Origin of the sequence: Saccharobesus litoralis (genome assembly GCF_003063625.1) — a bacterium.
In the GTDB taxonomy this organism is placed as follows: domain Bacteria; phylum Pseudomonadota; class Gammaproteobacteria; order Enterobacterales; family Alteromonadaceae; genus Saccharobesus; species Saccharobesus litoralis.
Map to the genome: position 1 here is coordinate 1433322 of NZ_CP026604.1, position 26312 is coordinate 1459633.

Below are 26312 nucleotides of genomic sequence, written 5' to 3' on the forward strand. Positions count from 1 at the left end.
ATTTTTCTAAGCAACAGGTGTATTAAAAGCTTATGGGTAAAATTGTTATTGATTGGTTAGTGCTTTTTCATAATATTTTGCCATTTGCTGCAGCTCAGTTGTTTCTGGTTGTACTCATCTATTTTACCTTGGTTAAAGAGCGAATTGCTCAAGAATACCCATACTATGCTACGTTTCTCGTTAGCTTTATATTTTATTTAACCGCGACCTTGGTCAATATTTTACCCATACAAGATATAGCGGTTTGGTTTCATTATTTGGCAAGCTTTTCACTTTTTTCTTTGGGATTTCCGTCCTTAGTCGTTGCGTTGTATATGCAATCGAAAGTGAATGTCAGCCCTGCATTGCGCGCTTTTGTTTATGGAATAGGCTCAAGTTGGTCTATTTTTTATTTTATAACCGCAGATTATCGAACCGATAAAGTTAATATACTGGCTTCCGCAGGTAAGGAAGGTGTGATTGCAGACTGGGTTAATTTTGCGAATTTATTTTATGCCCAGAGTCTGGTGATATTTTGTTTATTAGTCATACCAGGTTGCTATCTGCTGTATCGCATGGCTCCACAGCAAAGCAAAACTTATGTTTATGGTATGTTGAGCTTGGCGGTATTTGCCATTATTGGCAGCTTTACCCAGTTTTGGTCGATTTATTATATCGGTTCTTGCTTTTGTGCGCTGGCGTGGGCGTGGGCAATGTTCAAAAGTATCAGAGATTTAAACCAGCAAGTGAAAGCGCATTCTGAACATGAAAAAGTATTAGCATCCGCGCAATTCGCAGCTAAAACGGGCAATGTACCGCTTACTGATCTATACCCTGACTCAATTGATGAAAGCTATCCTTATCGTGAACGCGAAGATGTACTTGAAGCCTTACGAACTGCCAGTACAGGCTTAGTCGGTACAAGAGTGGCTAGTTTGGTCACTTCTCTTAAACGTTTTTCGGGTGAAAGTCCTCACGTTTTTAAAGCACGCATTCGCGAGATCCTCTATTTATTGGTGGATACTAGTATCTACCTTGGCTGTGATGCCAAAACATTAATTATTCGGTTGGAAAAACAAGGGCAATTAATTGATGCTTGTGACAATGATGCGGCGATCATAGAGCTATTAACCGAAGAGTGTTTATATTTATTGCGTGTCATAGAAGTACCGAAACGAAAAACGACGGTTGATGCCTTAGTTGAACGGATTAAAGCTTGCGTCCTTGCGAATTACTATAAAGAAGAATTAACCATGGATAGTATTGCGACTGAGGTGGGTGTTAGTCGCTCCCATGCGCTTAAGAGTTTTAAAAGTAAGCAGGGCATGACGTTAAACCAGTACTTAATAGAAGTGCGGGTCGATAAAGCAAAAAGCTTTTTGCTAGAAAAATCCGTAACTGAAACAGCTTATGAAGTTGGATTTAAGAACCCGAGCTATTTTTCTACGTTCTTTCGCAAACATACTGGCTTGTCTCCTAGGGAATACCAGCAAAACGCCCAAATTGATATCTAGTTTGGTTATAGCAAACAGTGGCTAGCTTGTTAGTTACAAGTCTGTCTCTCATAGATAAATACCGCCTTTTCCTGGTCAGGTATATCTACTGCGACCTGCTAAGTACCTGCATCCATGTCTCTTATACCCAAATCTTAATTGGCACAAATCGACTAAAATAAGATGGAAAAAGTGGATTGCAGGTAGTACTTAGCGGTTAAAAAAGTACCGTCTTTCCTGCGAAGGCAGGAACCCAGTATCTTTTACTTAAACCTATCAATGGTTATCCAACCAAAGTCACTGGATCCCCGCATTCGCGAGGATGACTAGGGTATTTACCTAAACTGTGGTGATAATATTCCAACTCGTTGACCTAAAAGAACGCTTCTGAAACTTGTGTCTAAGAGGCGTACCTGCATCCATGCAGGTACGAGGATGTTAGAGCTGAAAGTCAGTTATAGGTTGAATCTATCATCCCAAGTGACAATGTTTGGTACATACAAGAAACCATGAGCAGTAATATTTTCGATATTAACTTCATAGAATCGAGGGTCGTTTGAACTGCCTTTTGCCGCATATAAAACAGGCGCTAGAGACGGACCTTTAAACCAGTTTGGGTTAAATGCAAATGGTGTTGTTGAAATCTCGTCTTCTAATATTTGAGGTACGAATGGAAAACTACCGTTTTTAATTTGTGAATTTAATCCATATGTCGCTGTAATGTTCGAAATGGTGGTTCTAGGATCAAATGAACCTATGCGCTGGTTAGGATCAATATTGTCGTTGGTAGGATCAACGTAAGCGCGGTCAACACGAACGGCAAATTTGCAGCTATTGGCGCTAACGTTTGCAATATCAAGAATGCCGTTGTCTATGTCCCATGGTTGCAACATCACCGCCGAGTTACCATTTTTACAAGTTATGTCACGCGCGACAATATCAAATGCCCCCAGCTTAGGTGAAGCTTGATTATGAACATGATGCACCGCATGAGGGTCTGTCTCTATTCTCAATGTTGCGCCGCCACTGTACGAATCTAGGTTTTTGAAGAAGATATTTTTACCGATCCGAACTTGGATTAATCCATAGCCACCATGGCCATTTTCATTACTAAAATTTTTGACTAATCCATTCTCAGGTCCATAAATTTTCGACTGATACCAACTGAAGTTAAAGTTGGCAGCAGAATGAACAGTAAAGTCGTCCTTTACATGTATATCAGACAACATGAAGTTTTTTACGTTTAATAATTTGAATGGAATAATGTTTTTATTGACTTGGTTATTGAGGTCAACCTTAAAGCGGCCGCCCGAACCACGAATACTGACATTTTCAACGGCGCTGCCATTTTCGCCAAGATTAAAGATTGCAGGGTTGCCAGTTGGATTGATAAATGGGCGAACCGTTGCATTTTTATCAAAGATCAAATGGGTGTTCGACTTTAATCTTAACTCACCGATATACCATGTGCCTGCTGGAATGAATATACTGCCGCCGTTAGGTAATTGGGTTAGATCGTTGATTAATGATTGCAATGCTGGCGTATCATTGTTTGTATCCTGCCCGTTGCCTTGAAACTGTCTGTATACGCCATTTTTAGAGTAATTCTTATAGAAATCACCTTCGTTTGGCGCAGCATTAGAACTAATATTATATGAGTTACCTTCATCTGGCGTTGCATTCGAGCAAGCGGATGTAAACATGATGACAAATAAGGCGAGAAACTTTTTCGTAGAGAATATGGATTTAATAACTTGTTGATGTGTTTTGAACATATAAGACACCTGACTAAATTAAAATTGTTTGATTTTTATACCTAGATCCTTCTTGTTAGCTTTTAGTCACCATTCGCAAAGATTGAGATTATTCGTTTGTCAATTCGTTAACCAAAGCTGCGATAATCCTAAAGATTTGCGATAAATTAACTTTTAATATCCGACACAATGAATTTAGAAATGAGTCTTTTGTTTCAGTTTAAGGCGCGTTAATCAACGGCTCTTAGGCATTAGGAGCCTTTAAATGGGAAGCGAATGGGTACGCGAGGGTGGTTGATATTGATTAACTAGCTTTTGAAGGCGGGGCTGGTTGTTGGCTAAATAGCCTTCGGATAATTCAGCTTAGGTGTGGCACCTAAGCTGATCGATTTTAGCTAATCACATTTTAAATTGTGGGTCGCTGAGGTTTTCACTCTTCCACGTTGATAACCTTGGAAGCGTTGGATATAGGTATAATCATGCGTCTTAATATTATGGGTTAGGCCCCATTTAAATATTTTAAATGGCTCGTTTGATTTAGCTAAATCGCGCACTAGTCCCATGGCTGGCGGTGCTTGTTTTATATGGGCTAAAATTTCAAAATTAATTCCATCTTTTGCCCACTGTACTGTGTTGCGTTCAACCCCATCGGTAGTAATTAATGAGCCTATGCCGCCATTATGATGCCAAACTGCGACTTCATGACCACTATTGGAAATAGGGTTAAATGGTGATTTGGTATAAGGGCCAAATGGTGTTTCTGCGGTGGCTACGCCGTGACGAATTTCGCGACCGCCGTGGGTCATTTCCCAGCCCATTTGTTCGCCTTTATAGTACAGGTGGAACTTGCCGTTAAAGTAGGTCAGGTAAGGGTCATGGACTTTATGGCTATCGAAATCACCTTTGTTGGTTACACTAAAGCGATCGTGCACATCATCGCCAGACCATTGAGCGTTATCAGCTGGGCTCAGAATTGGCTTATCATGCTTAGTCCATGGCCCCCAAGGCGATTTGGCGTAGGATAGACCTATTTGGTTTTTAACGCGTTGGATATAGGGCGATTTAACGGTTTGATACACTAAGTAATAAGTATCTTGGTGTTTATATACTTCTGGGGTAAATACTGATCTGTCGTCAAACTCACCCGGCTTGCCGCGATATACCGCCGTTGCGTCTTCGTCCCAAGTAATGCCGTCTTTGGAGGTGGCATGCCATACTTCACTGTGATCCCAAGGCCAGACTTTGGCATCTGGATCATCTGTAAAGCCTTTGCTTGGCCCTTCGGATTTGGTGTACCAGACATGGTATAAGCCGTTTTCGAATAGCACTGAACTGGGATCGCGACGCACTACGCTTTCTTCAAAAGCCAGATCGCCTTTAAGATCTTTAACCGTAAATGCACCATACCAATTGTTCGGTTTATCCTTCCATAGTAAAGCACGTTTCGACGCGGCGCTGAGTTTGTTAGGGTTAGTAATGCCCAAACGCTCAAGCTTTTGTTCATAGGTTTCAAATGAACAAACATTGGCTTTAAACGCCGCTAATTCTTGTTGAGTGACATTGCTTTTGGCGACTAAGGCATCGTTTTTTGATGACGGTAATGAGTTAGTTGGTGATGTTTGGCAAGCGGCTAATACCGAGCTAGCTAATGCTGCTAAGCCGACTAATCTAAACGTTTGATAAAGGTTACTCATATTGTTTTTACCATTTAGTAAAAATAAGAAAACTAGATTGAACTAAGATCTTTTTTCTCTTCAGGCTGAGCGCGAAGCAGTCGAAGCCTTTTAGTTTTTTAAAATGCCGACACTTCGACGAGCTCAGTGTGAGGTCGGTTTATTACTTCAAAGCTGTGTTAATGCTCGAAGTGACGAACCTTACCTCGAAAAGGAATATCATTTACTCAAGATGCAACTTAAATACCGTGGCGATCTCGTTTAGGTCGCGCTCTGGCATTACGATATTGAAGCTATAGGTGTCGTCTTGCCATTTCACATCAACATCTGAACCTAGCATTGTGACTTTTTGTACTGCCGAGCGTGGTGCATAGCGATGGCGGCCAAGGGCTTTAATTTTGACTTTGCTGCCGGGCTTGGGCTTACCTAAAAAGTGCACATACATAGCTTTACCATCTTTACTTACGGTAAAGCGTGCATCCTTGGCGGTGTATTCAATTTTGGCTGATTGACCATCATGAGTACTAGATTTGCTGCCTGCTGTGCCATAGCCAAAGGTATCGAATGGACGAGTGCCGTATACGGCTTCACCATGGGTTTTTAGCCAGTCACCAATCACTTTTAACGCGTCTCGTTGTTGTTGGTTGATCACGCCGTCGGCACGTGGCGATACATTAAGCAGTACCACTCCGTTTTTACTCCAGACGTCGATCATATTGCGCACCACCAAGGCTGGATCTTTATAAGGGTGACCTTCTACATACATCCAGCGAGTTTGGCTTAAGGTGATATCTGTCATCCAAGGTTCAGGATGCAGATCACGACGACCACCTTGTTCAAAATCCAGCACACTGAGTGAGGTTGGCATATCATTGTGCTTATGCACGGTTACCACTTCTTGGCCGGTTTTCTGTGCATGATTAAAGAAGTTAGCTGCCATTTGTTTGCGGTAAGATTCCGGCACCATATTCATCCATGAGTCGAACCAAATAATATCGGGCGAGTATTTGTATACCACTTCGTCGACTTGCTCTAACCAGTATTGGTTAAACTCATCCAACGTTTCAAAATTACCGAATAGCTTGCGTAACTTTGGATCATTAGTGGTGGTAGGTGAACCTTGGTACCAAGGGTAATGACTGTTAAAGTCTTTCATGCCCTTTTCGAGTTTATGTTTGTTCCGCTGGCCATTACGGGCGTGATGGAAGGTGGCTATGGTTTTAAGGTCGCGTTGTTTTAGTTCGCTAAATAGCTCACCTAAAATATCACGCTTAGGCCCCATGTCTTTGGCATTCCATGGATTAACCTGACTATCCCACATCGCGAAGCCGTCATGGTGTTGCGCTACTGGGCCTGCGAATTTAGCGCCAGAGTCTTTAAATAATTGCGCCCATTCTGCTGGGTCAAAATGCTCGGCTTTAAACATGGGAATAAAATCTTCGTAGCCAAATTCTTCAACTGGGCCATAGGTTTTTTCATGGTGACGGTTCATTGAACTGCCTTTACGGTACATATTGCCTGAATACCAAGCGGTACCGAAAGCGGGCACGCTATATGGCCCCCAGTGAAAATAGATACCTAATTTGGCATCTTGAAACCATTCTGGAGCCGCCTCATGTTGCGATAAAGACTGCCAGTTTGGTTGATAATGAATAGGTTTAGAATTTTGAGTTTGTTTGTTGTCTAAACCTTGTTGCGTACTTGAGCAACCAAGCGCGGTAATGGCCAAAGCCATACATACTGCGAGTTTGTTTTTTTTAAGTAAACGTACTGACATTCCCTTGGTATTTGTGTGTTGTTTTGTCATTGTCTTACTCTTGTGTTGTAGGTCGAGGCTTGCCTCGACAAGGGTGAATAAATAAACCTATGTACCTACAATTTACATAAACGCCATCTGTTGGCAGGTTCTAAAGACACTGGGTTCCTGCGTTCGCAGGAATGACGGTATCTTTAAAACCTCAGCGTTAATTTATCTATTCAACTGAAACGTTACTGACCCCTTTACTGCGCCGTTGATTTTCTTCGGTTCGCCTTGAGGCCCTAACGCTTGGGCATAATGGAATTTGGTGCCTATGCCCGGAATTTTATGGAAGATATGTAAGCCACCAGCATCAGGGTAGTTCCACACGGCATGGCGTGGATGAACTTTGTCGTCCTTAACCATTTTTTTCGGATGAACCGGAACCGCAGGGATCGTGTTGCTTGGTTGTAATACCCCCACAAAACTGTCGGCTGGCGTATCTAGGGTTAAGCTTGCGTTTGATTTAAGGTAGAGCTTTAACCAGTCAACATCACCGAAAATACCTTTGAATTCTGGCGCTCCCCATAAATTCATGCCGGTTAGTTTGTTGTTATAATCATTCGACCAAACACCATAGTTGCTGCCTTTTAAACGGTTTGCCCAAACTCTATATGGCCCTTTACCTAACCAAGTTTTAGACTCAACATTGTTTTCGGCTAAATCAAAACCAACCGCTAGATATTTAAACTTAAACTCGTATTCGCCATAGTTGTAGTCGAGAGTCACTGCGCTATCGGCTGAGACAGTCCACTGGAAGCTATCGCCTCTTTCATTACTTGATTGAATAATATGGTTAGCACCTTGTTTAAACGCTTTGGCTTGCCAGTTGGCGGCAAATTGCAGTTTCTTGTCAGCGGTCGCGCCATATAGCACAGGGCCTAGACCTAAGCCTGAATCCTTACCTTGGAAGCTGGCACTAAGCAATTGACCGGTTTCAGGTGAGAATGTCCATACTTGCTTGCCTACTTGCAGTTCGAATGGATTACCGTTAACTTGGCTAACTTTCGCTTGTTGATTGACTATTACTTGCTGACTTGCTTTATCCGCTTTTTCTTTTACGATGGGCAGTGACCACGTCATTACTTTCATACCATGTGGATCGGTGGCAGTTAGCTCTAACGCATTGGCTTTTTGCCAGTTACGCGGCAGATCAATATTAAGTTGGCCAGATTGCCCCGGTAATATTGTCGGGCCTGCCATTTTGCCTTTAGCAATTGTGCTGGTTTTAACCTTTTTATCTTGAGCTGCAGAATGGGTAACAAAGCGCCAGCTAAAGTTACAGTCACTTAGCTTGGTATCGTAGTAATCGTTTTGTACGGACAGCTTGCCTGCAAAATCTCGACTTAGCTTGGTTTCGCTAATTTGGATTGGTGACCAAATATGACGAACCGCATAAAAGCTGCCTTCTTTCTCACCATATGGGCCAACAATACCGTCTGCCGACATATTACCCGCGGTATCCAATTCGCCCGCCAATGCGCTACCCAGTTTATCGGTGCGTTTAAGGGCGGCATCTGCCCAGCACCACAATACGCCGCCTGCGCTAGTTGGCGTAGCACGCATTGCTGCCCAGTAATCTTCTAAGCCAGCACCATGGCCGCCATCGTATAAGCCGTGTAAGAATTCAGTTGGTAAAAATACGGTTGGTTTAGCTAACTTTTCCAACAGAATTGAGTATTTCGGATAATGGAAAGCTTCAACATCTTCAAAGTTGGTCCACGGATGAATAACCTGACGATCTTGCAGATCCAGCAAGTGGTAAATCTCGTCGATTTCAAAGTTAAAGCCACTTTCATTGCCGTTTGCCCATAAGATCACAGACGGATGGTTTTGGTATTTAGTAACAATTTCATAGGCAATATTGCGGGCGATAGGCGTATCAATCCATGGATCATGCCAGTTGCTTAATTCAGTGATCACTAACAATCCTAGCTCATCACAAGCCTGCATAAATTCGGTTGTCGGTGGAAGATGAGAGCGAACTAGGTTCATATTAGCTGATTTAATTGCGCGGGCATCAGCCCACACTTTTTCTTTATTAACCGCGCGGCCCGTTTCAGGATGGAAGACATTACGGTTAACGCCTTTGATCATGATTTTTTTACCATTTAGGTAAAAACCATCTTGGCGACGCACTTCAAATGTACGGAAGCCAAAGCGCTGGTTGTAGCGTGAGACTGTTTGGCCGTCTTTACGCAGTTCAACTTGAACTCGATACAAATTAGGGTATTCAGGTGACCAGGTTTGATAGCCGCTTATTTGGTTATTAAAGCGTACGCGACCACTGCCATGGATCATCGGTTTAGACATAGGTTTACCGATTTTTTGGCCATCTAGGGTATAAATTTGCGCATGCACTTCATCTACGTAAATGGGTTCGGTTTTCCAAAATTTAGTGATGTAGTTGATTTGCGGGAAGACATCTAATGCGAACGAACCATCGGCTTTAGCATCAATCGCGACGCGATTAATAAAGCTCATATCTTGCACTTCAAGATAGACAGGACGATAAATACCGCCAAATACCCAGTAGTCTGCTTTACGCTCGGCATGATCTAAACTTTCGTTGCTCGGCTTCTTCGCCACTATGACTTTAAGTTCGTTTTGCTGACCATACTTAAGCAGCTTTTTGACTTTGGTTAGGTCATGGCGAAAAGGCACAAAGCCACCTAGATTGGGTACACCTAGCTTTTTGCCATTAACGAATACGGTGGTTTCTGTCATTGAGCCTTCAAACACTAAACGTACATGCTTTTGCTGCCATTCCTTTGGGGCAAAAAACGTGGTTTTGTAGGTGCCCACTTCGTCATGCTTTTCTTCTGGCTTATCGTGACCATAGTTGTAATTACCAAAACCATGCTGCTCCCAGTTCGACGGCACAGGGATCTTTGCCCATTCGCCACATTTGCGGCCTTTTGAGCATTTAAAGTCCCACTCAATTGCATCGGTTGTGCCTTTACCCGATAGATAATGTCTATGAGCCGTGTATTGATTGGCATCCATGTCTGACTTTGGTGGGACAGAGCTAGCGGCATTCGCCGTTACGCTTAAACCCAGAAAAAACAGAACTGAAAGTAATTTACGCATCATTTTAGATTTCTCATCGGTTATAACAAAGCACAATTCGCGTGAAAATGTGCCGACATATTTTTCGTTTAACTGTTAACTATTATGTGCTGCTCATAGTGTGTTGACACATTGTGTAGGTCGCCAACACTTGTTCCAGACAGCTTTCGGTATTCCCTACATCCATGTAGGTCGCCGACACTTGTTCCATATAGCTTTCGGTATGCCCTACATCCATGTAGGTCGGACGTGTACGTCCGACATGTCGAAATAAATTTCGACCTACAATGTCTTTTTTTCAGACATAGCTTTAGGCAATTGAAGTCTGTTTACTGCATCAACTCAGGACACTTCGACTTCGCTCAGTGTGAAGCCCATTGTCATCGACAGATCCAATTTAAACTTTGGCCTGCTTCGCAAGCCATGCAAGCATAAATGCTCGCCTACAATAAAAGCGTTACATTACCGAAAACGTGACTTGGCCTTTAATTGGCTTATCACTCATTACCGGTAAGCTTTGTGGGCCTATACGGTCTTGAGGGCCAAACTTATTTCCCATTGGTGGTATCTTATGGAATATAAATAAGCCGCCGTTGCCGGCTTGTTCAGGATAGTGCCACCAAGTATGAGCCGGGCCGAATTTCTGCTGTTTGCCTCGTAAGCCTTCTACGTTGCGCGGTTGCATTACACCTATGGTGTCACGCGTTGGTTTTTCTAACTTAAGTGAGCTGCCGTTTTTAAGGCCAAACAACATCCAGCGTACTTGGTCAAATATGCCTTTAAATTCCGGTGTTCCCCAGTTCTCGCCAGACAAGTAATCGTTGTATTGGCTTTGCCATAAACCAAACTGCATACCTTCTACTCGGTTTGCCCAAGTGCGGAATGGACCGCGGCCAAGCCATTGTTTATTAGTGACTTGGTCTTCAGCTAGGTTAAAGCCAACTGCGCTGTACATGATTTTTTGCTTAATTGGCACAAAGTGATAATCAAGCGTGACTTTGCCGTTATTGTTTAGTGTCCAGCTAAAGCTAGATTCATCGGTTTTACTGTTAGATGTAATAACGATGACGTTAGACTTTTTAACTAATTTAGTTCGCCAGTTGTGGTTAAAGATAATGGGTAGGTCTTTATCCTGCTTGGCGTCATCTTCGGCTCTGGTCTTGGTTAAAATGCTTGATGGCTTGCGCGGCTTACCCGCATACAGAAGTGGGCCATTACCAAAACCAATATCCTTGCCATTTACACTGACTGACTGCAACAGACCGGTTTTTTCTGAGAAAGACCAAGTGCTATTGCCGAGCTGCACAACATAATCGTCAAGCTGTTTAAGCGAGACCTTTTTGTTGGAATGGCTGATTTGGTCGTTGTCGATTTGGTAGTTGCCTAAGTCCCAAGTCCAGCTCATTATTTCCCTACCGCTGGCACTGTAAGCGACTAGTTTTAAGCCGTGTGCTCTAGGTAATTGCTTGTTGATCGGTAATGAGAGTTTACCTGTTTGCCCCGGTGCGATGGCTGAACCTTTTAACTCACCTTGTGCCAATAAAGATGTTTTGTATTGTTCTTTGTGTTGCCTAGCTTGTGGGTATTGGACTTGTGAATATTGTGCCTGTGTATATTGAAGTAATTGCCATTTAAACGTGACAGCGTTAAGCGAGGTTTCTTGATAGCGGTTTTCGACAGTTAACGTGCCATTAAAGTCACTGTTTAGTGTTTTCTCGGTTATCTGAATTGGTGACCAAATTTCGCGAACCGTAAAGTAGCTTGCCTCTTTTTCACCATAAGGGCCAACTAGTCCATCGGCTGAACGGTTGCCATAGGTGTCTAATCTGCCACCCATATCCGTGCGTTCAATTGCCGCATCTGCCCAGCACCATAATACGCCACCCGCGCCGATGGGTGATTGGTGAATTGCTTTCCAATAGTCGGCCATACTGGCACCGTGACCACCATCATATAAACCGTGTAAAAACTCAGTTGGTAAGTAGATATTAGGGCCTTTGAGTTTGTTAACTAACTCATCCCATTTTGGATAGTGCAGGGTATCAATACCTTCAAATAAAGACCAAGGGTGGATCACATGGCGGTCTTGTTTGTCATACAGGTGATACATCTGGTCGACTTCAAGGTTAAAGCCGTTTTCGTTACCATTCGCCCATAAAATGACTGAAGGATGGTTTTGGTAGCGTGCGACGATCTTAAACGCTATTTCACGTGCAATGGGGCTGTCGATAACCGGGTCATGCCAATTGGTTAATTCGGTGATCACTAACAAGCCTAACTCATCACAGGCTTGCATAAATTCGGGTGTAGGCGGCAGGTGAGAGCGTACTAAATTAGCATTCATCGCCTTAATATCACGTGCGGTCTGCCAAACATCTTGCTTGCTAACCACGCGACCATGTTTCGGATGAAAGACATTGCGGTTAATACCTTGGATCAACAGCTTTTGACCGTTTAGGTAGATACCGTCTCTGACTCGCACGTCAACAGTACGAAAACCAAAGCGCTCAACTTTTTCGGAAATGGCTTGGCCGTCACGTAGCATAGAAACCCGAACTTGGTATAAGTTTGGATGTTCTGGTGACCAAAGCTTGGGTTTATTGATTTTAGTATTAAGCTGAACGCGACCAGTCGCGCCAATGATCTCGGCCGAGAAAGGCTTACCGACTTTTGTGCCGGAAAGAGTTTCGATTTGCGCTGTAACTTGGTCAACATAGTTAATGGTTTCACGCTTGAACTGGGTGAACCGTTGCACTTGCGGGAATACGTCCATATTAAAGCTACCATCAGCTTTGGCATCTATCGCCACGCGATCAACAAACTCTTTAGCCTGAACTTCCAAGAATACCGGGCGATAAATACCGCCAAACACCCAGTAATCGGCTTTACGTTCGCCCATATCTAAACTGTGATTAGTTGGCTTTTTCTTTACTAATACTTCTAATTCATTTTCTTGACCAAATTTGGCGCTGTACTTATCCAAGATAAAGTGAAATGGGATATAGCCACCAAAGTTAGTTGCACCGACAGGCTTGCCGTTAATTTTGATTGAGGTTTCGGTCATTGCCCCTTCAAATACTAGGCGTACGTGTTTGGTGTTTTTCCATTCTTTGGGTAAGAAGAACTTAGTGCGATAAGTGCCGGTTTCATCGAATTTAGTGGCTGGATCGTCGTGACCATAGTTATAGCCACCAAAACCTTGTTGCTCCCAGTTGGACGGCACAGGGATCTTTGTCCACTTGCCGCAATTACGGCCTTTTGAACATTTAAAATCCCAGTTAATGGCGTCGCTGTAGTCTTTGCCCGACAGGTAAATTCTTTCAGCTTGTAACTCGGTAGCCTGCAATGTAAGGCCACAAAACAGCATAAGCATGTTGGCTATTATTAGTATTTTTTTCATGTTGTTTTTGCGCATATTTTGCGAACAAATCTTATTTAACAACAATCTCAGCTTGAGATTATTTTAATGTTTCTGTAGCAGCTCCACTGCTATTGTCGAAATAAATTTCGACCTACATGGATGTAGGGAATGCCGTTAAGTGTCTGGAACAGCGCACGGCGACCTACATGGATGTAGGGAATGCCGTTAAGCGTCTGGAACAGCGCACGGCGACCTACATTGGCTTTTCTTACTATTGCTTACGCTTTTGGCAAATCAAAACCGAAGTAATTCGCCGCATTGTTGTAACAAATATCTTTAACTAAATTGCCGATTAAGTTGAAATCTTTTGGTAGTAAACCCTGCTTAATGTCGTTACCTAAAACATTGCACAGCACGCGTCGAAAGTATTCGTGGCGCGTAAAGCTTAAGAATGAGCGTGAATCGGTCAGCATGCCAACAAAACGACCTAGGCTACCGAGTTGTGATAAGGCTTCGATTTGCCGTTCGATACCGTCTTTTTGATCAAGGAACCACCAACCTGAGCCCATTTGTAATTTGCCTGCGGTTTTACCGTCTTGGAAATTACCAATCATGGTGGCAATCATCTCGTTATCGCTTGGGTTTAAGTTATAGATAATGGTTTTTGGTAAGCTTTCTTCACGATCTAAGGTATCAAGATATAAGGCTAGTTTTTCTCCTTGGCTCCAATCGCCAATGGAATCAAAGCCTTTGTCTGGCCCCAAGGTTTCGTTCATGCGTGAATTGTTATTGCGCAACGCGCCAAGGTGTAATTGCTTGGTCCAACCTTTTTTCGCGTCCATACGGGCGAATTCTAACAGCAGTGCTGTTTTGAACTGTTCGACTTCGGTTGGGGTTGGTAAGCTGCCAGCGCGAACCTTGTTAAAAATAGTCGCTAACTCTTGGTCGGAGGCTGGTATAAAACTACAGGTATTTAAACCGTGATCCGATAAGCGACAACCTAAACTATGGAAATAATCATGGCGTTTGTACAGGGCGGTTAGTAGATCTTGAAAATGACTAATATCGATATCCGCTACCGCACTTAATTTGTCGATATAGGCGTTGTATTTAGTTGGGTTTTCAACTGCCATGGCGTTATCCGGGCGCCAAGTTGGTAACATGCTGACTTTAGATTTAGAGCTAGCATGCTGAATATGATACTCAAGCGAATCGACCGGATCATCTGTAGTACACACTAACTGGACATGACTTTGTTCCAGCAAATCATGGGCAGATAACCCCGCGTCAAACTTGGCCGAGGTGCGATGCCAAATCTCATCCGCGTTATCGGTATTTAATAAAACATCGTCAATATCAAAATAACGCGCTAATTCAAGATGGCTCCAGTGATACAAAGGGTTACGCAAGATATAAGGCATAATGCTGGCGAACTGATCAAACTTTTCGCGATCGGATGCATTACCTGTGCAATAGTATTCACTAACGCCGTTGGTGCGCATTTGTCGCCATTTGTAATGATCACCGTCTAACCAGACTTGAGATAAATTTTGCCACTGCTTGTTTTGCGCAAGCTCGTTTGGTGGTAAATGGCTATGGTAATCAATTATCGGCATATCAGCCGCGTATTCGTGATACAGCACTTTGGCTTCGTTACTTTGCAGTAAAAAATGCTCACTAATAAATTGATTCATGAATAACTCGCTATTTTGCATATTGTTTACAATGTTATTAAGTTTGTTTTTCCCTGTCAATATGTGACTTTATTTATAAAAATAGCATAATTGCGCAATTTAAGGCTCGGGGTGATAGTCGATTTATTTACACTTTTTTGGCTAATAGTTGGTTTAAAACAGTGTTAAACCGCTAAATGCTTGTCTTTACTGGATTGTTAACAGTATGTAGAAATGATGATTTGTTAAGTTTTCAACTTTAGCCTGTGCTAATATTTGTACGTTTTCGAGGAAATTGTATGAATGCGCCGAAAAAAATTTTAATGTTATTGGGAAATTATGATCCCGCTACTCATGCTGGCATTGCTAAAGCGTCGCGAGATCTAGGCTGGCACCTAAATGTGAGTATGCTCAGCCCGTTTCAAATTCCAACCCGTTGGCAAGGCGATGGCATTATTTGTTCGTTAAATAATAACCAAGCGTTAACCGACTTTATTGTTAACGCTAATGTACCTACTGTTGATTTGTCAGCGTGGCGCATTGATATTGCCATGCCAAGAATTTCAGCCGATAACCAATGTATTGGTCGTTTAGCTGCCAGTCACTTTTGCGAGAATGGTCATCAGTCATTTGGATGGTTTTGTCATTTACAAAACCCTGTAGCGGACGCGCGATTAAGTGCGTTTCAACAAGAGCTGACCGACAGAGGCCTCGGCAAAGCCGCGACTTTAGTTGGTGAAGCTACGCAAAATCATGATGAAATTGACGCTTGGTTAGCGAGTTTAGCCAAGCCTTGCGCCATTTTAGCTTACAACGATAACGATGCCGCGTGGTTACTTAACACCTGTCTGTCTGCCGGATATCGGGTTCCTGAAGACTTTTCCATTATTGGTGTCGACAATAATCCGTTGATTTGTGAGCACATGCCTGTGCCACTTTCGAGTATTAATCATGATCATGAGCGTATTGGCTACCAAGGCGCGTTATTGCTTAACTCTATTATTGGCGGTGAAGTCGCGCCTGAAAAAATTCAATTAATTGAGCCGCGCGGTATTACAATACGCGCGAGTTCAGATTTATTAGTGGCGACGGATCCTATTATCAAAGCCGCGTTAAAATTTTTAATGGAAAACCTGAAAAATTCGATAGGTACACAAGATGTGGCGGATTCGTTGGGGATCTCACGGCGCAATATCGAGCATAAATTTCAAAAGCAGTTAAATACTAGTGTTCACAAAAAGTTATTGGAATATCGGCTAGCAGAGGCGGAAAACTTATTACGCAATACCAAACATAAAATTGAAGACATCGCACTCATGGCGGGCTTTTGCCATGCGCCACACCTTAACCGCTATTTTAAAAACGCTTATGGCTTAACGCCACTGAACTATAGGAGAAATAGTAGCAAGTTATAGTTGCTGGATTTGCCAAAGGCGTAGGGTAATAAGCCGATGTTACTGGGTGCAAACATCGGCATTAGGGTTTAAAAGGCAAGATAGTCTAATTTTTCTATTATTCGAAACGGTAAGATAGCGTTAAATTTAGCGAACTTATCTTGGCCGAATCCACCTGATTAACCTTGTAATGTATACCGACTGCATAAGGTGAAAAATCGTATGCGACGCCTAATCCGTAATAGAGATCAATACCTGATCGCTGTTCTTGTTTTTGTAATCTATGCAGTGAATGGCCAGCGTCATTAGTAATAGATACGCGATAACATTGGCAGTCGGAGTCCCAACCCGCGAATTGCTCACTTGGTTGGCTCGAAGGCGTATGTGTTTGATCTGGGTTAGGTGTTGTCGTAATTAATTGACAAGTGCCTGATGTACAATCATAGCCCGCAGATTGATTACCCTCTAGCACTGGCGTTTTGTTATTGGAAGCAGTGCCGTTGGCAACTTTGGCATTTTGGTCAACTGCAGTGATATGAGTATCGGTAGCAATTTGATTAGACCAACGATAAAGTCCCACATTGTATTGTAAGCGCCAACTGTCCGATACTGCATATTGTCCAGCCAGACCTAGGGTAAAACCATCAATTTGGTCCTTAGCTATTACACTGCTATAACTCAAAACGTTATTTTGTTGACTAACCGCGTTTTGCGTAGTTTCAATTTCAGCTAATTTTAAATAACCGATATCAAGTGCAATATCTTGGTTTAATTGGTAACCAAGGGTCAAGCCGTAGGCAAGTGCATCTTCACTGTCTTGAGTTTGTGCTTGGCTACTGTCGGTATCTAGCATGTCTTTGGCGCTGGCTTTACCAACCGAAAGACCTAAGTAAATATCACTCATTTCGAGTGCCGTGGCGTGACTAGGGCTACAAAAAATAAAGGGTAATGAGCTTACAATTATTAGGCTCTTTTGGGCAAGATAACGCAAGTTTCTGACTCCATGTGATTGTTTAAATATCCGCACGGCAGATGTTACGTTATTTTTATTTGAAGGTTAAGTTTTATATGTTGATTGGCCGGTTGTTTGTTCGGCAGGTTGATGCCTTGTTTAACTTTGTCAGCTCTCCACTTCCAAGGATCTACTTCCAAGGGAGTTAACAGGGCGGTAAATTGCCCTGTTAAGATTGCTAATCAATACCAGAATATAAAAAATGTAGCGACCCGGTTTTATTACTTTTAATACTATGCATTACGCTGAATGAAGTTAAGCGGCCGGCGTTAATACTATGGTACCGTCCGCTTGCTTTTTACCTTGTATAGCAAAGTTGTGTTGCAAGGCATTGAGTAAACCTTCGACATCGCCAGTTTTAAATACCCCAGCCACTTTAGTATTGCGCAAATTAGTATCAGCTGTCAGTTCGATTTTTATTTTGGTGTAACGACTGATTTCCGCTACCGCATCTTCCAGTGATTCACCTCTAAACACCAAGTTGCCGCTGCGCCACGATAAATCGACAGCGATCTCGGCGGGTGCAATGTCCACCACATGGTTTTTCTTCACTTCTATTTGTTGGCGATTAATATCGACTTTTTGGCCTTTGGTCACGGCTAATGCTGATTTGGCTAGTCGGTCGCCTTTATCCACTTCACCTTCTTGCTTGTCGACCAATACTTCACCTTCAGTAACAATCAGCTCAATGGCATTTTTTTGCATTTGTACGCTAAACGCAGTGCCGACCGCCTGAATAATTTTGCCTGCAGCTAAAACACTCAAAGGACGGGTTTTATCATGTGCTACATCGATATGAATTTCACCGCGTTGCAACTCAATAATGCGCGCATTTTGGCTGAATCTTACCTGAACAAAAGTATTGGTATTTAAAGTGAGTTGGCTGCCATCAGCCAGTTGTACCTTATTGCTTTGGCCAACTTGGGTTTGATAGTTAGTTTGGGTTGATACAATTTGTTCGGACCAAGGCCCAGCTTGCCCCATTAAGTTGATACCCGCTAACACCAACATAAAACAGATAGATGCGGCAACGGCCCAAGAACTTGGCGTCGCTTTGCTGCGCGTGGTTTGCGATGTTTGTTCTACTTGTGTTTCCGCGTGTAAGTTAACTTGTGGAAACAGATCGGAAAGCCGCTGTAAGTCATCCATTTTGTCCCACATTTCAGCAACGTTTAATAAGCAAGGTAAATGTTGTGGTTGCTCGGCCAGCCAATTTTTTAAGGCTTGCTCTTCAATTTCGGTTAAGCCGCGATCCAGTTTACTGATCCAATCGCATGCTTGACTCATCACTTGGTCTTGGCTGTGTTTGTCTGGAAACTGAACGACATTACTCATGACGTGCTCCTTGTTTGTTGGCTGCAAACTTGGTTTGAGTCGCTGGACTCAAATGTTCCCTTTCTAACATAAATTGCATGCAGCGTTTCATGCCGGCGGCAATGTGTTTTTCCACCGTGCTTTGACTGATCTCGAGTTTTTCTGCGATCTCTTTTTGCGAAAAACCGTATACTTTCTTCAAAATAAATACTTTTCTACATTGTAATGGCAATTGGCGAATACTTTCACAAAAATCAGAAAACTCTTCACGAGAGGCCGTAACCTGATACATTTCGTCGTCGTTCTGACTGCGTAGCAATTGCTCTACTTGTTCGTTTTCATCGTTTTGCGCTGCGGTTTTAACAGCGGAGCTTTTTAGGTAATCGTAAGCGATATTTTTTGCCGTTTTTACCATAAATGAGCGTGGCGATTTGATGTCACTCTTGTTGTCTATTTGACAGATCCTAACGTAAGTTTCTTGCACTATATCTTCTATTTCACTAGGTGGAACAATTCGCGAAAGTAAACGCGAGATCAATCCCCGAGAAGATAGGAAAATGCTGTTGAGTTTGGGATCTTGTGACATATAAAAATCGACAAATTTAAGCGAGTTTCTATATGACGAATCAGTATCAATAATCCGCCATACCAATTTTTTTGACTAATCTGTTAACTATTCATTTACCTTATGGGCAAAAACTGAATAATAGTATCTGCTGTATATTGTAGTTTGTCTGCAAAAAACTGATTAATTTCGACAAAAAATATAGATCTAGATTGAATTTGTTAAAAAAATATTTAAAAAATGTATGGCGGATTTGTCCAACTTGTTCGTCTAGCGAAACTGAAGAGTATTTTGCTTTTCAGGTTTTATGCTTAGGAAGGGTTTTAACACCAGCCAGTTTTGTACTGCTAGTTTGTCTGTCAGTGCCTGCGCTTGCCGGTGAAAAAACCAAGATTGATTTTGACATTCCTAAGCAACGAGCTGATTTGTCATTAATTCAATTTGCTGAGCAAGCTAATTTGACACTGCTTTTTCCGAGTGCCCAAATAGGTGAGATACAAGCAAACCCATTAAATGGGCAGTACCCTGTACAACAAGCCGTGGTTTTGTTGTTGGCAGGTACAGGCGTCAAAGGTGAGTTTAATGAACAAAATCAGCTAGTTATTTCACTAGACTCAGGTTTGGAGCCAAACAACAATATGCAATTACCTAATAAGAAAAAAGTAGCTGGCGCGGTCGCGGCCATACTCGGGACGGTAACTAGCTCACAAGTCATCGCCAATGAAACACAATCACTAGAAACAGACGAAGTTATTCAAGTCATGGGGATCCGTGGCTCGTTAAGTAAGTCAGCCTCAATTAAACGAGAAGCATCCGGCGTTGTTGATGCTATTTCCTCAGAAGATATTGGTAAATTTCCAGATACTAACCTCGCTGAATCATTGCAGCGTATTACTGGGGTATCTATTGACCGAGCCAATAACGAAGGTAATCAGGTTACCGTACGTGGTTTTGGTCCGAGTTTTAATTTGGTAACACTAAACGGCCGTCAAATGCCTAACTCTTCGGTTTTGGAATCGCAGGGCATTTCACGCAGTTTTAACTTTCGTGAAATTGCGTCGGAAACCGTCTCGGGTGTGACTGTTAATAAAACAGGGCGAGCTAATGTGTCTTCCGGTGGTATTGGTGCGACTATCGATATTACGACAGCAAAGCCGTTTGATTATGACGGCTTTAAAGCTTTTGCTGGTGTAAAAGGTATATACGACACTAGCGTAGAAAAGGGTGACAAAATTACGCCTGAATTATCAGGTATGGTTAGTCAAACCTTTGCTGATGGTAAATTAGGTGTATTGTTGTCGGCTTCTCATTCTGAGCGTCATAGTCACCGCGATCGTGTTGGCACCGACGGCTGGTATACATCGGCTAAAGACAGTGTTGATAAAACAGCAATTGATACCACTAAAAACCCATCGAAAACGGTATTTATTCCTTGGACCGCGACAGTTGAACATTATGATACAGAGCGCGAACGGCAAAATGCGCAGGCAGTTATTCAATTCTCGCCTATGGATAGCCTAGTTGCGACGTTAGATTATACGTTATCGCGTTTTGAAGAAGTCAGTTATACCAACCGTATGGCTTATTGGTTCGATGATCCAAGTGGTAAAGCGGATAGCAATGGTACCTTGATTAACCCTTTTGATCCTGATGACGAGCTAAATTTTTGGGCGTGGCAATACTTTGAGAAAAAAGAAAATGATTCTTTAGGTTTAAATGTTAAGTGGCAAGCAACAGATGAGTTGAGCTTTACCCTTGATTGGCATGATTCAACATCTCATTCCAACCCTGGTGGCAAAACTGCTGAAACCTTGGCTAACCTTAAAAACCCTAAATATGATCATGATAGCAATGACACAACCCCAAGCTTAGGGGTGGATATAGGGGCGAATTTCTCTGGTGATATTCCAGCCATCACAATTGATGACAGTAAGATCCCTGGCAGTGCGTATGACAAGGCGAATATCGTTTCGGATTTATATCAGTTACGTGGTTATGAAATGGAAAACAACATTCAGCAGTTACATTTAGCTGGTGAATGGGAAAACTTTAATACAGGCTTGTTGAGTAAAGTGAAATTTGGTGTGCAAAGCACCGAATATCAAGTAGATACTTTTTTAAGTCAGCGTTTTGATTTTGTCTCAGTCCCGTTAACTGATTTAGATATATCGTTTGAGCCATTGGGTGATACGGCTGATCAATTCTCAGGAACAGATAAGTTATTCCCGCTGGTGCCAAAATACAGTGTTAACCAGTTTATCGATATTGTTGAGAAAGCCGGTAAGTTTAATGCGCCTAATATTCGCACTAACGGTATTACTGAAGAAACAACAGCGGCTTATATTAGTGCTGATTTAGAGACCGAAGTCGCGGGTATGCAAGCCAATATTAATGTCGGAGCTCGTTACGAGCAAACCGATATTACGGCTTACTCAGTGGCTGAAAGCATTGTCGCTATGAATTTTAACCATGATGAAGAGTTACGTCCTGTTTATGATGGTGTTGCCGCGCGTCAAAATTTAACGGGTGACTATACGCGATTCCTGCCTAACTTAGATGTCAGTTTAAATGTGACTGATGAAGTGGTTGCTCGTGTTTCTTATGGTAAAACGATTTCTCGTGCCGACATTAGCGCTATGTTCCCTTCCACAACCTATAACGCGCGTCCAGACGGACCTTTTAGAATTACTCAAGGCAATCCAAGCTTGTTACCTATTACCTCAGATAATATCGACTTATCGTTAGAGTGGTATTTAGATGACGGTAGTTATGCGTCAATTGGTTACTATCGTAAAGACGTTGAAAACTTTATTGGCTCTGTTACCACGAATGAAGAGTGGAATAATAAAGATGGCATTGTTTTAACTGATCCGAGTATCAACCCAAGAGCAGGCTGTCCTGATTCATCTGTTGAACCTAATCCTGCTTGTTTGAGCCAAGCCAGCGACCCAGCTATCACATGGGAAGTTTCTCGTCCTGAAAATCTACAGTCTCGTACCGTCGATGGTTGGGAATTCAACGTGCAATATATGTTTGGCGAAACCGGCTTTGGTTCCGTGGCAAACTATACTACGGTTGAAAGTGACGAAACCTATGATCGCTTTGATTTCTCGCAAACTGTGGCGTTAACCGGCCTAAGTGACTCTGCAAACTTAGTTGGCTTTTATGAGAATGACCAGTTGCAAATTCGTTTTGCTTATAACTGGCGCGATGAATTCTTAATGCGATTCCAAGGTTCTGAGCCGCGTTTTGTTGAAGCCTATGGCCAGTGGGATATGAACGTTAGTTACGATATTAACGATAACATTTCGGTGTTTTTCGATGGTATCAACCTAACTGATGAAACAGTACGTCGATACGCTCGCTTTGAAGAGCAAGTTATTGACGCTGAGCAGTATGGCCCGCGTTACACCTTTGGTGTTAGAGCTAAATGGTAATTTAATAAACCTTTTGGCGAGTATTAAAAAGCCGTTCTTACGGGCGGCTTTTGTTGTTTGAATAACAGAGTACACACCATGACAACTCCAGTACGTAATATTGTCATTCTTGGAGGCGGCACCGCGGGTTGGCTCACTGCGGGCACTATCGCCGCTAAGTTAAAAAAAGAGTTTGAGCAAGGTTATTCAATTACCTTGGTTGAATCACCTAATGTGCCGCCGATTGGTGTTGGTGAAGGCACTTGGCCAACGATGCGTCGTACATTAAAAAACATGGGGGTGCGTGAAACAGACTTTATTCGTGAGTGTCAGGTCTCGTTTAAGCAAGGTGCCAAATTTGCGCAGTGGGTTACCGGTAAGCCAGATGACTTTTATTATCACCCACTCGTTTTGCCGCAAGATTTTGAACAGACTAATCTTGTGCCTCACTGGCAATCTATCGCGCAGGCACCTTCATTTGCTCAAGCTGTGAGCCCACAAGAAACCGTATGTGAAATGGGGCTTGCGCCCAAAAAAATAACGACCCCAGAATATCAAGCAGACATTAACTATGCTTACCATTTAGATGCTGGGCGCTTTTCAACTTTTCTGAAAAATCACTGTACATCACAACTAGGCGTTCGGCATGTATTGGCCGATGTTACTCAAGTTGTATCTGCAACCAATGGTGATATTCAAAGCTTAAAAACCCAACAAGGGAAAGAAGTTAGCGGTGATTTATTTGTCGATTGCAGTGGTTTTCAGTCTTTGTTGTTAGGGCAGCACTATCAAGTTCCTTTTGTTAGTTGTGCTGATGTGCTGTTTGTCGACAATGCCATTGCTGTGCAAGTTCCGTATCAAGCGCCAGACACTCCAATTGCTTCTCACACCATTTCTACAGGACAATCGGCTGGTTGGATTTGGGACATAGGTTTGACTCAGCGTCGAGGAGTGGGGCATGTCTATTCTAGCCGGCATATTAGTCAAGATCAGGCTCACCATGAGTTACTAAGTTATATTAAGCCATTTTGCCAAGACCCAACCCAACTTAACTTTAAGCAAATTCCGATCACGTCGGGGCATCGCAAAGTGTTTTGGCAAAACAATTGTGTGGCGGTTGGTTTATCCGCAGGTTTTTTAGAGCCACTGGAAGCCTCGGCTTTGTTACTGGTAGAGATTTCTGCCAATTTTATTGCGGAGCGTTTGCCAACGGGTCGGCAAGCGATGGATTGGGTCGCTAAGCGTTTTAATCAAACCGCAGATTATCGTTGGCAATGCATTGTTGATTTCTTAAAACTGCATTACATGCTTAGTCAGCGGCAGGATACGGCATTTTGGCGAGATAACCGTGATGAAGCGACGATCCCTGAGCGCTTATTAGAAAGGTTGGCATTGTGGAAATATCAAACCCCTTGGCAGGATGATTTTGACCAAACAACTGAGGTTTTTCCGGCTGCCAGTTACCAGTATGTTTTATATGGTATGGGGTTTGAAACCTTAGCGAGTCCTTTTGGTTTATCAGCCGCTAGTAAAAAAATTGCGATGACGAGTTTTAATAAAAATATAGCGCTTACGCAGTCATTACTTAGCTCATTGCCGAGTAACCGAGAATTAATTAATCAAATAAAGCAGTACGGCTTACAACCCTTGTAAGGCCAACAGAAAATTACTAAGAGAGAACAATATGGCTAATTACACCGTAGTGGAACCTCAAGTTCACAAAAATACCAGCATAGCGCTAGGGTATAGCGCTGAATTTGGTGACAATATTCATTTTGCCCCAGTTATTGCTGACGAGTTGCGGCGCTTGGTTACCGAATACCCAGTTGGTTTTTTAAAAGATCCGCAAACAGGTCAATTTAACTTACAAGCACTATTGGGGTTTGAGGTAGGGGAAAATTTATTTTTGCAGGATCAGCAATGGTTAGCCAGTTATATTCCACTTCATTTTCAGCGCCAACCTTTTATGTTTGGTGTTGTGGGAGAACAAGAGACAACGCCGGCTGATGAAAATTTAGTGGTGGCAATTAATATGGATAGCCCACGAGTTCAAACGTCTAACGGGCACAATGCGCAAGCTTTGTTTGATGAGCAAGATAAACCGACGGCGTTTATGCAGCGAATTAATAGTATGCTGAGTCAACTTATGCCGGGTATTCGCCGTACAGACACATTTGTACAAGCGCTATTAGATTTAGAGTTGATTGAGCGGGTACAATTTGAGATTAGATTAAAACAGGGAGGGAATAAAAAATTCGATGGTTTTTATTCAATCAATGAAGATAAATTAGCCGAGTTACAAGGCGATATTTTACAAAGCTTCCATAGCAAAGGTTACTTACAAGCCTGTCATTTGATTATTGCATCGTTGTCAAATTTGCAGAAACTCGTCAACCTAAAAGATGCCGCGAGCGAGAACTAACAGAAAAGCGCACAAGATTTAAACATAAGGTAATTAATTTAAAGACTTTTGTGAAAAAAGCGGCTTTAAAGTATCAAGTTTTTGTGGGTGAGCATTTATGCTTGCAGAGCCTTAAAACCATTATCAGTTAACCATCGCTGGCGGTGGTTAACTCCGCGTAATCGGATATTTCGGTGTTATTCGAATAAGTTCGCATCTATTATGGATATAGAAAATCTCGGGTGGTAGGGAGCAAACACCGGGGAACCTTCAAGGGTAAATTTCGCTCTTGGGGTTTTGGCAGAATGAGCAAAACTAAAGGTGGTTAGGTTAAAAATGCGACTAAGTGAATTTTTGTAAGGGAAAGGTGAGTGCCAAAAAGTTTAACAATCGTGTATTGCTTCGTTGCTGTCGATATTGGCAATCATGACTGGGATGAGTAAGTATGACCAAGCGACAATACTAAGCGCTGATTGCAATGGTGTTGTCGTTTACAGACGGTAAACTGGTTAACTAATATATAGTCAAAGCGATTAGGTTTTAGGGGCAGGTTTCTAGTTCCAGACGAAACCTAAGTACTTACATCCATGTAAGCAAAGCCGTCAAAGCTACCGCGTCCTGCTAACGCCCCTTACCTGCATCCATGCAGGCAAGCTTCGAGACCCCATGAGCATATGCTCTATTATGTGATTGGGGTTGCCTAAAGGGATTTAGGTAGTAGAACGACGCAGGAGCCAAAGTCGAGAGTAAGCGCTGACAATGAACCATAAGGCCTGAGCGAGAAGACTATAGTTAAACTAATATAGTTAAATATGGGACAAACCACATCCATGGATAATAAGACAAGCGAGCTGTACTTACAGCAATTTCAATTATTAGCTAAATACAATCAGGCACTGAATCAAAGCTTTTATCAAGCTGCATCACAATTAGATGAGGCGGCTCTTAATTTAGATCGCCAAGCGTTTTTTCCTTCTATTCTCGCCACCTTAAATCATTTGATTGTGGGGGATATTTTGTGGCTCAAACGCTTTGCGACCCATCCTAGCCAATTATCCGCTTTAAACGCCTTGGCTGATTACCCTGCAGCGACCAGTCTTGAGCAAATAATGTATGCCGACTTGGCTACTTTGCAACAAGCCCGCTTTGCCTTGGATGAGACCATAATTGAATTTTGCCAGCAATTGACGCCAGAAATTCTTGTAAGTCCATTTGAGTTTAAAAATATGAAAGGCCAGCAATTTAGTAAAGCCTATGGCTTGGTTATTCATCATTTACTTAACCATCAAACGCATCACAGAGGCCAAGTGTCGACTTTACTGTTTCAAGCTGGGGTTGATGTCGGCGTAACGGATCTACTTTATCAGATCCCTGAATTGACATAGGTTATAGTCAAGCGATTTGGACTAG

15 protein-coding genes are annotated in these 26312 nt (G+C 42.5%); 6 read left to right on the forward strand and 9 right to left on the reverse strand.

Features of this window, described 5'->3' with window-relative positions; all coding sequences use genetic code 11:
• The first annotated feature begins 32 nt into the window (after positions 1–32).
• Positions 33–1493 carry a helix-turn-helix transcriptional regulator gene (locus C2869_RS04995; protein WP_108601910.1) on the forward strand — a complete coding sequence of 487 codons (1461 nt, stop codon included), beginning with the start codon at positions 33–35 and terminating at the stop codon, positions 1491–1493.
• Between the two features lie 434 nt (positions 1494–1927).
• Here the strand turns inward: C2869_RS04995 and C2869_RS05000 are convergent, their stop codons facing one another.
• The 6 genes from C2869_RS05000 to uxaC form a co-directional block, all read right to left on the reverse strand.
• Positions 1928–3247, reverse strand: a complete 1320-nt coding sequence (locus tag C2869_RS05000; RefSeq protein ID WP_108601911.1) for a glycoside hydrolase family protein — start codon at positions 3245–3247, stop codon at positions 1928–1930.
• A gap of 374 nt (positions 3248–3621) precedes the next feature.
• Positions 3622–4704 (reverse strand): glycoside hydrolase family 117 protein, encoded by a 1083-nt coding sequence (locus C2869_RS05005; protein ID WP_199915661.1) that lies wholly within the window; start codon positions 4702–4704, stop codon positions 3622–3624.
• 418 nt (positions 4705–5122) lie between these two features.
• Positions 5123–6706: an alpha-L-fucosidase gene (locus tag C2869_RS05010; RefSeq protein WP_108601913.1), complete on the reverse strand. Its 1584-nt coding sequence runs from the start codon at positions 6704–6706 to the stop codon at positions 5123–5125.
• A 162-nt stretch (positions 6707–6868) separates the two neighbouring features.
• Complete coding sequence (locus tag C2869_RS05015) at positions 6869–9790, reverse strand: glycoside hydrolase family 2 protein (protein ID WP_108601914.1); 2922 nt, start codon at positions 9788–9790, stop codon at positions 6869–6871.
• 433 nt (positions 9791–10223) lie between these two features.
• The gene (locus C2869_RS05020; RefSeq protein WP_159084045.1) at positions 10224–13166 is read right to left on the reverse strand and encodes a glycoside hydrolase family 2 TIM barrel-domain containing protein; all 2943 of its coding nucleotides are present in this window, start codon (positions 13164–13166) and stop codon (positions 10224–10226) included.
• Positions 13167–13405: 239 nt separating this feature from the next.
• Positions 13406–14821 (reverse strand): glucuronate isomerase, encoded by a 1416-nt coding sequence (gene uxaC / locus C2869_RS05025; RefSeq protein ID WP_108604964.1) that lies wholly within the window; start codon positions 14819–14821, stop codon positions 13406–13408.
• Between the two features lie 278 nt (positions 14822–15099).
• Here uxaC and C2869_RS05030 point away from each other — a divergent pair, with 278 nt between their 5' ends.
• The gene (locus C2869_RS05030) at positions 15100–16215 is read left to right on the forward strand and encodes an AraC family transcriptional regulator (RefSeq protein WP_108601916.1); all 1116 of its coding nucleotides are present in this window, start codon (positions 15100–15102) and stop codon (positions 16213–16215) included.
• Between the two features lie 97 nt (positions 16216–16312).
• On the opposite strand, the gene C2869_RS05035 is transcribed toward C2869_RS05030, so the two are convergent.
• From C2869_RS05035 to C2869_RS05045, 3 genes are all read right to left on the reverse strand, one after another.
• Positions 16313–17098, reverse strand: a complete 786-nt coding sequence (locus C2869_RS05035) for a porin family protein (protein ID WP_108601917.1) — start codon at positions 17096–17098, stop codon at positions 16313–16315.
• A gap of 363 nt (positions 17099–17461) precedes the next feature.
• Positions 17462–18541 carry a FecR family protein gene (locus C2869_RS05040; RefSeq protein ID WP_108601918.1) on the reverse strand — a complete coding sequence of 360 codons (1080 nt, stop codon included), beginning with the start codon at positions 18539–18541 and terminating at the stop codon, positions 17462–17464.
• Positions 18534–19106 carry an RNA polymerase sigma factor gene (locus C2869_RS05045; protein WP_108601919.1) on the reverse strand — a complete coding sequence of 191 codons (573 nt, stop codon included), beginning with the start codon at positions 19104–19106 and terminating at the stop codon, positions 18534–18536. The genes C2869_RS05040 and C2869_RS05045 overlap by 8 nt, the downstream gene beginning before the upstream one ends.
• A gap of 191 nt (positions 19107–19297) precedes the next feature.
• On the opposite strand from C2869_RS05045, the gene C2869_RS05050 reads away from it, so the two are divergent.
• The 4 genes from C2869_RS05050 (at position 19298) to C2869_RS05065 (ending at position 26287) form a co-directional block, all read left to right on the forward strand.
• Positions 19298–22522 (forward strand): TonB-dependent receptor, encoded by a 3225-nt coding sequence (locus C2869_RS05050; RefSeq protein ID WP_329604289.1) that lies wholly within the window; start codon positions 19298–19300, stop codon positions 22520–22522.
• A gap of 78 nt (positions 22523–22600) precedes the next feature.
• Complete coding sequence (locus tag C2869_RS05055; RefSeq protein ID WP_108601920.1) at positions 22601–24154, forward strand: tryptophan halogenase family protein; 1554 nt, start codon at positions 22601–22603, stop codon at positions 24152–24154.
• 31 nt (positions 24155–24185) lie between these two features.
• Entirely contained in the window at positions 24186–24923 is a 738-nt protein-coding gene (locus C2869_RS05060) for a SapC family protein (RefSeq protein ID WP_108601921.1), read from the forward strand.
• A gap of 809 nt (positions 24924–25732) precedes the next feature.
• Positions 25733–26287 (forward strand): DinB family protein, encoded by a 555-nt coding sequence (locus tag C2869_RS05065; RefSeq protein WP_108604966.1) that lies wholly within the window; start codon positions 25733–25735, stop codon positions 26285–26287.
• Positions 26288–26312: the final 25 nt, after the last annotated feature.

What these genes read in the sequence shown, in the direction of transcription:
- C2869_RS04995 (WP_108601910.1), top strand. Translation starts at nt 33, where the DNA reads ATGGGTAAAATTGTTATTGATTGGTTAGTGCTTTTTCATAATATTTTG.
- C2869_RS05000 (WP_108601911.1), bottom strand. Translation starts at nt 3,247, where the DNA reads ATGTTCAAAACACATCAACAAGTTATTAAATCCATATTCTCTACGAAA.
- C2869_RS05010 (WP_108601913.1), bottom strand. Translation starts at nt 6,706, where the DNA reads ATGACAAAACAACACACAAATACCAAGGGAATGTCAGTACGTTTACTT.
- C2869_RS05015 (WP_108601914.1), bottom strand. Translation starts at nt 9,790, where the DNA reads ATGATGCGTAAATTACTTTCAGTTCTGTTTTTTCTGGGTTTAAGCGTA.
- C2869_RS05020 (WP_159084045.1), bottom strand. Translation starts at nt 13,166, where the DNA reads ATGAAAAAAATACTAATAATAGCCAACATGCTTATGCTGTTTTGTGGC.
- uxaC (WP_108604964.1), bottom strand. Translation starts at nt 14,821, where the DNA reads ATGAATCAATTTATTAGTGAGCATTTTTTACTGCAAAGTAACGAAGCC.
- C2869_RS05030 (WP_108601916.1), top strand. Translation starts at nt 15,100, where the DNA reads ATGAATGCGCCGAAAAAAATTTTAATGTTATTGGGAAATTATGATCCC.
- C2869_RS05035 (WP_108601917.1), bottom strand. Translation starts at nt 17,098, where the DNA reads ATGAGTGATATTTACTTAGGTCTTTCGGTTGGTAAAGCCAGCGCCAAA.
- C2869_RS05040 (WP_108601918.1), bottom strand. Translation starts at nt 18,541, where the DNA reads ATGAGTAATGTCGTTCAGTTTCCAGACAAACACAGCCAAGACCAAGTG.
- C2869_RS05045 (WP_108601919.1), bottom strand. Translation starts at nt 19,106, where the DNA reads ATGTCACAAGATCCCAAACTCAACAGCATTTTCCTATCTTCTCGGGGA.
- C2869_RS05055 (WP_108601920.1), top strand. Translation starts at nt 22,601, where the DNA reads ATGACAACTCCAGTACGTAATATTGTCATTCTTGGAGGCGGCACCGCG.
- C2869_RS05060 (WP_108601921.1), top strand. Translation starts at nt 24,186, where the DNA reads ATGGCTAATTACACCGTAGTGGAACCTCAAGTTCACAAAAATACCAGC.
- C2869_RS05065 (WP_108604966.1), top strand. Translation starts at nt 25,733, where the DNA reads ATGGATAATAAGACAAGCGAGCTGTACTTACAGCAATTTCAATTATTA.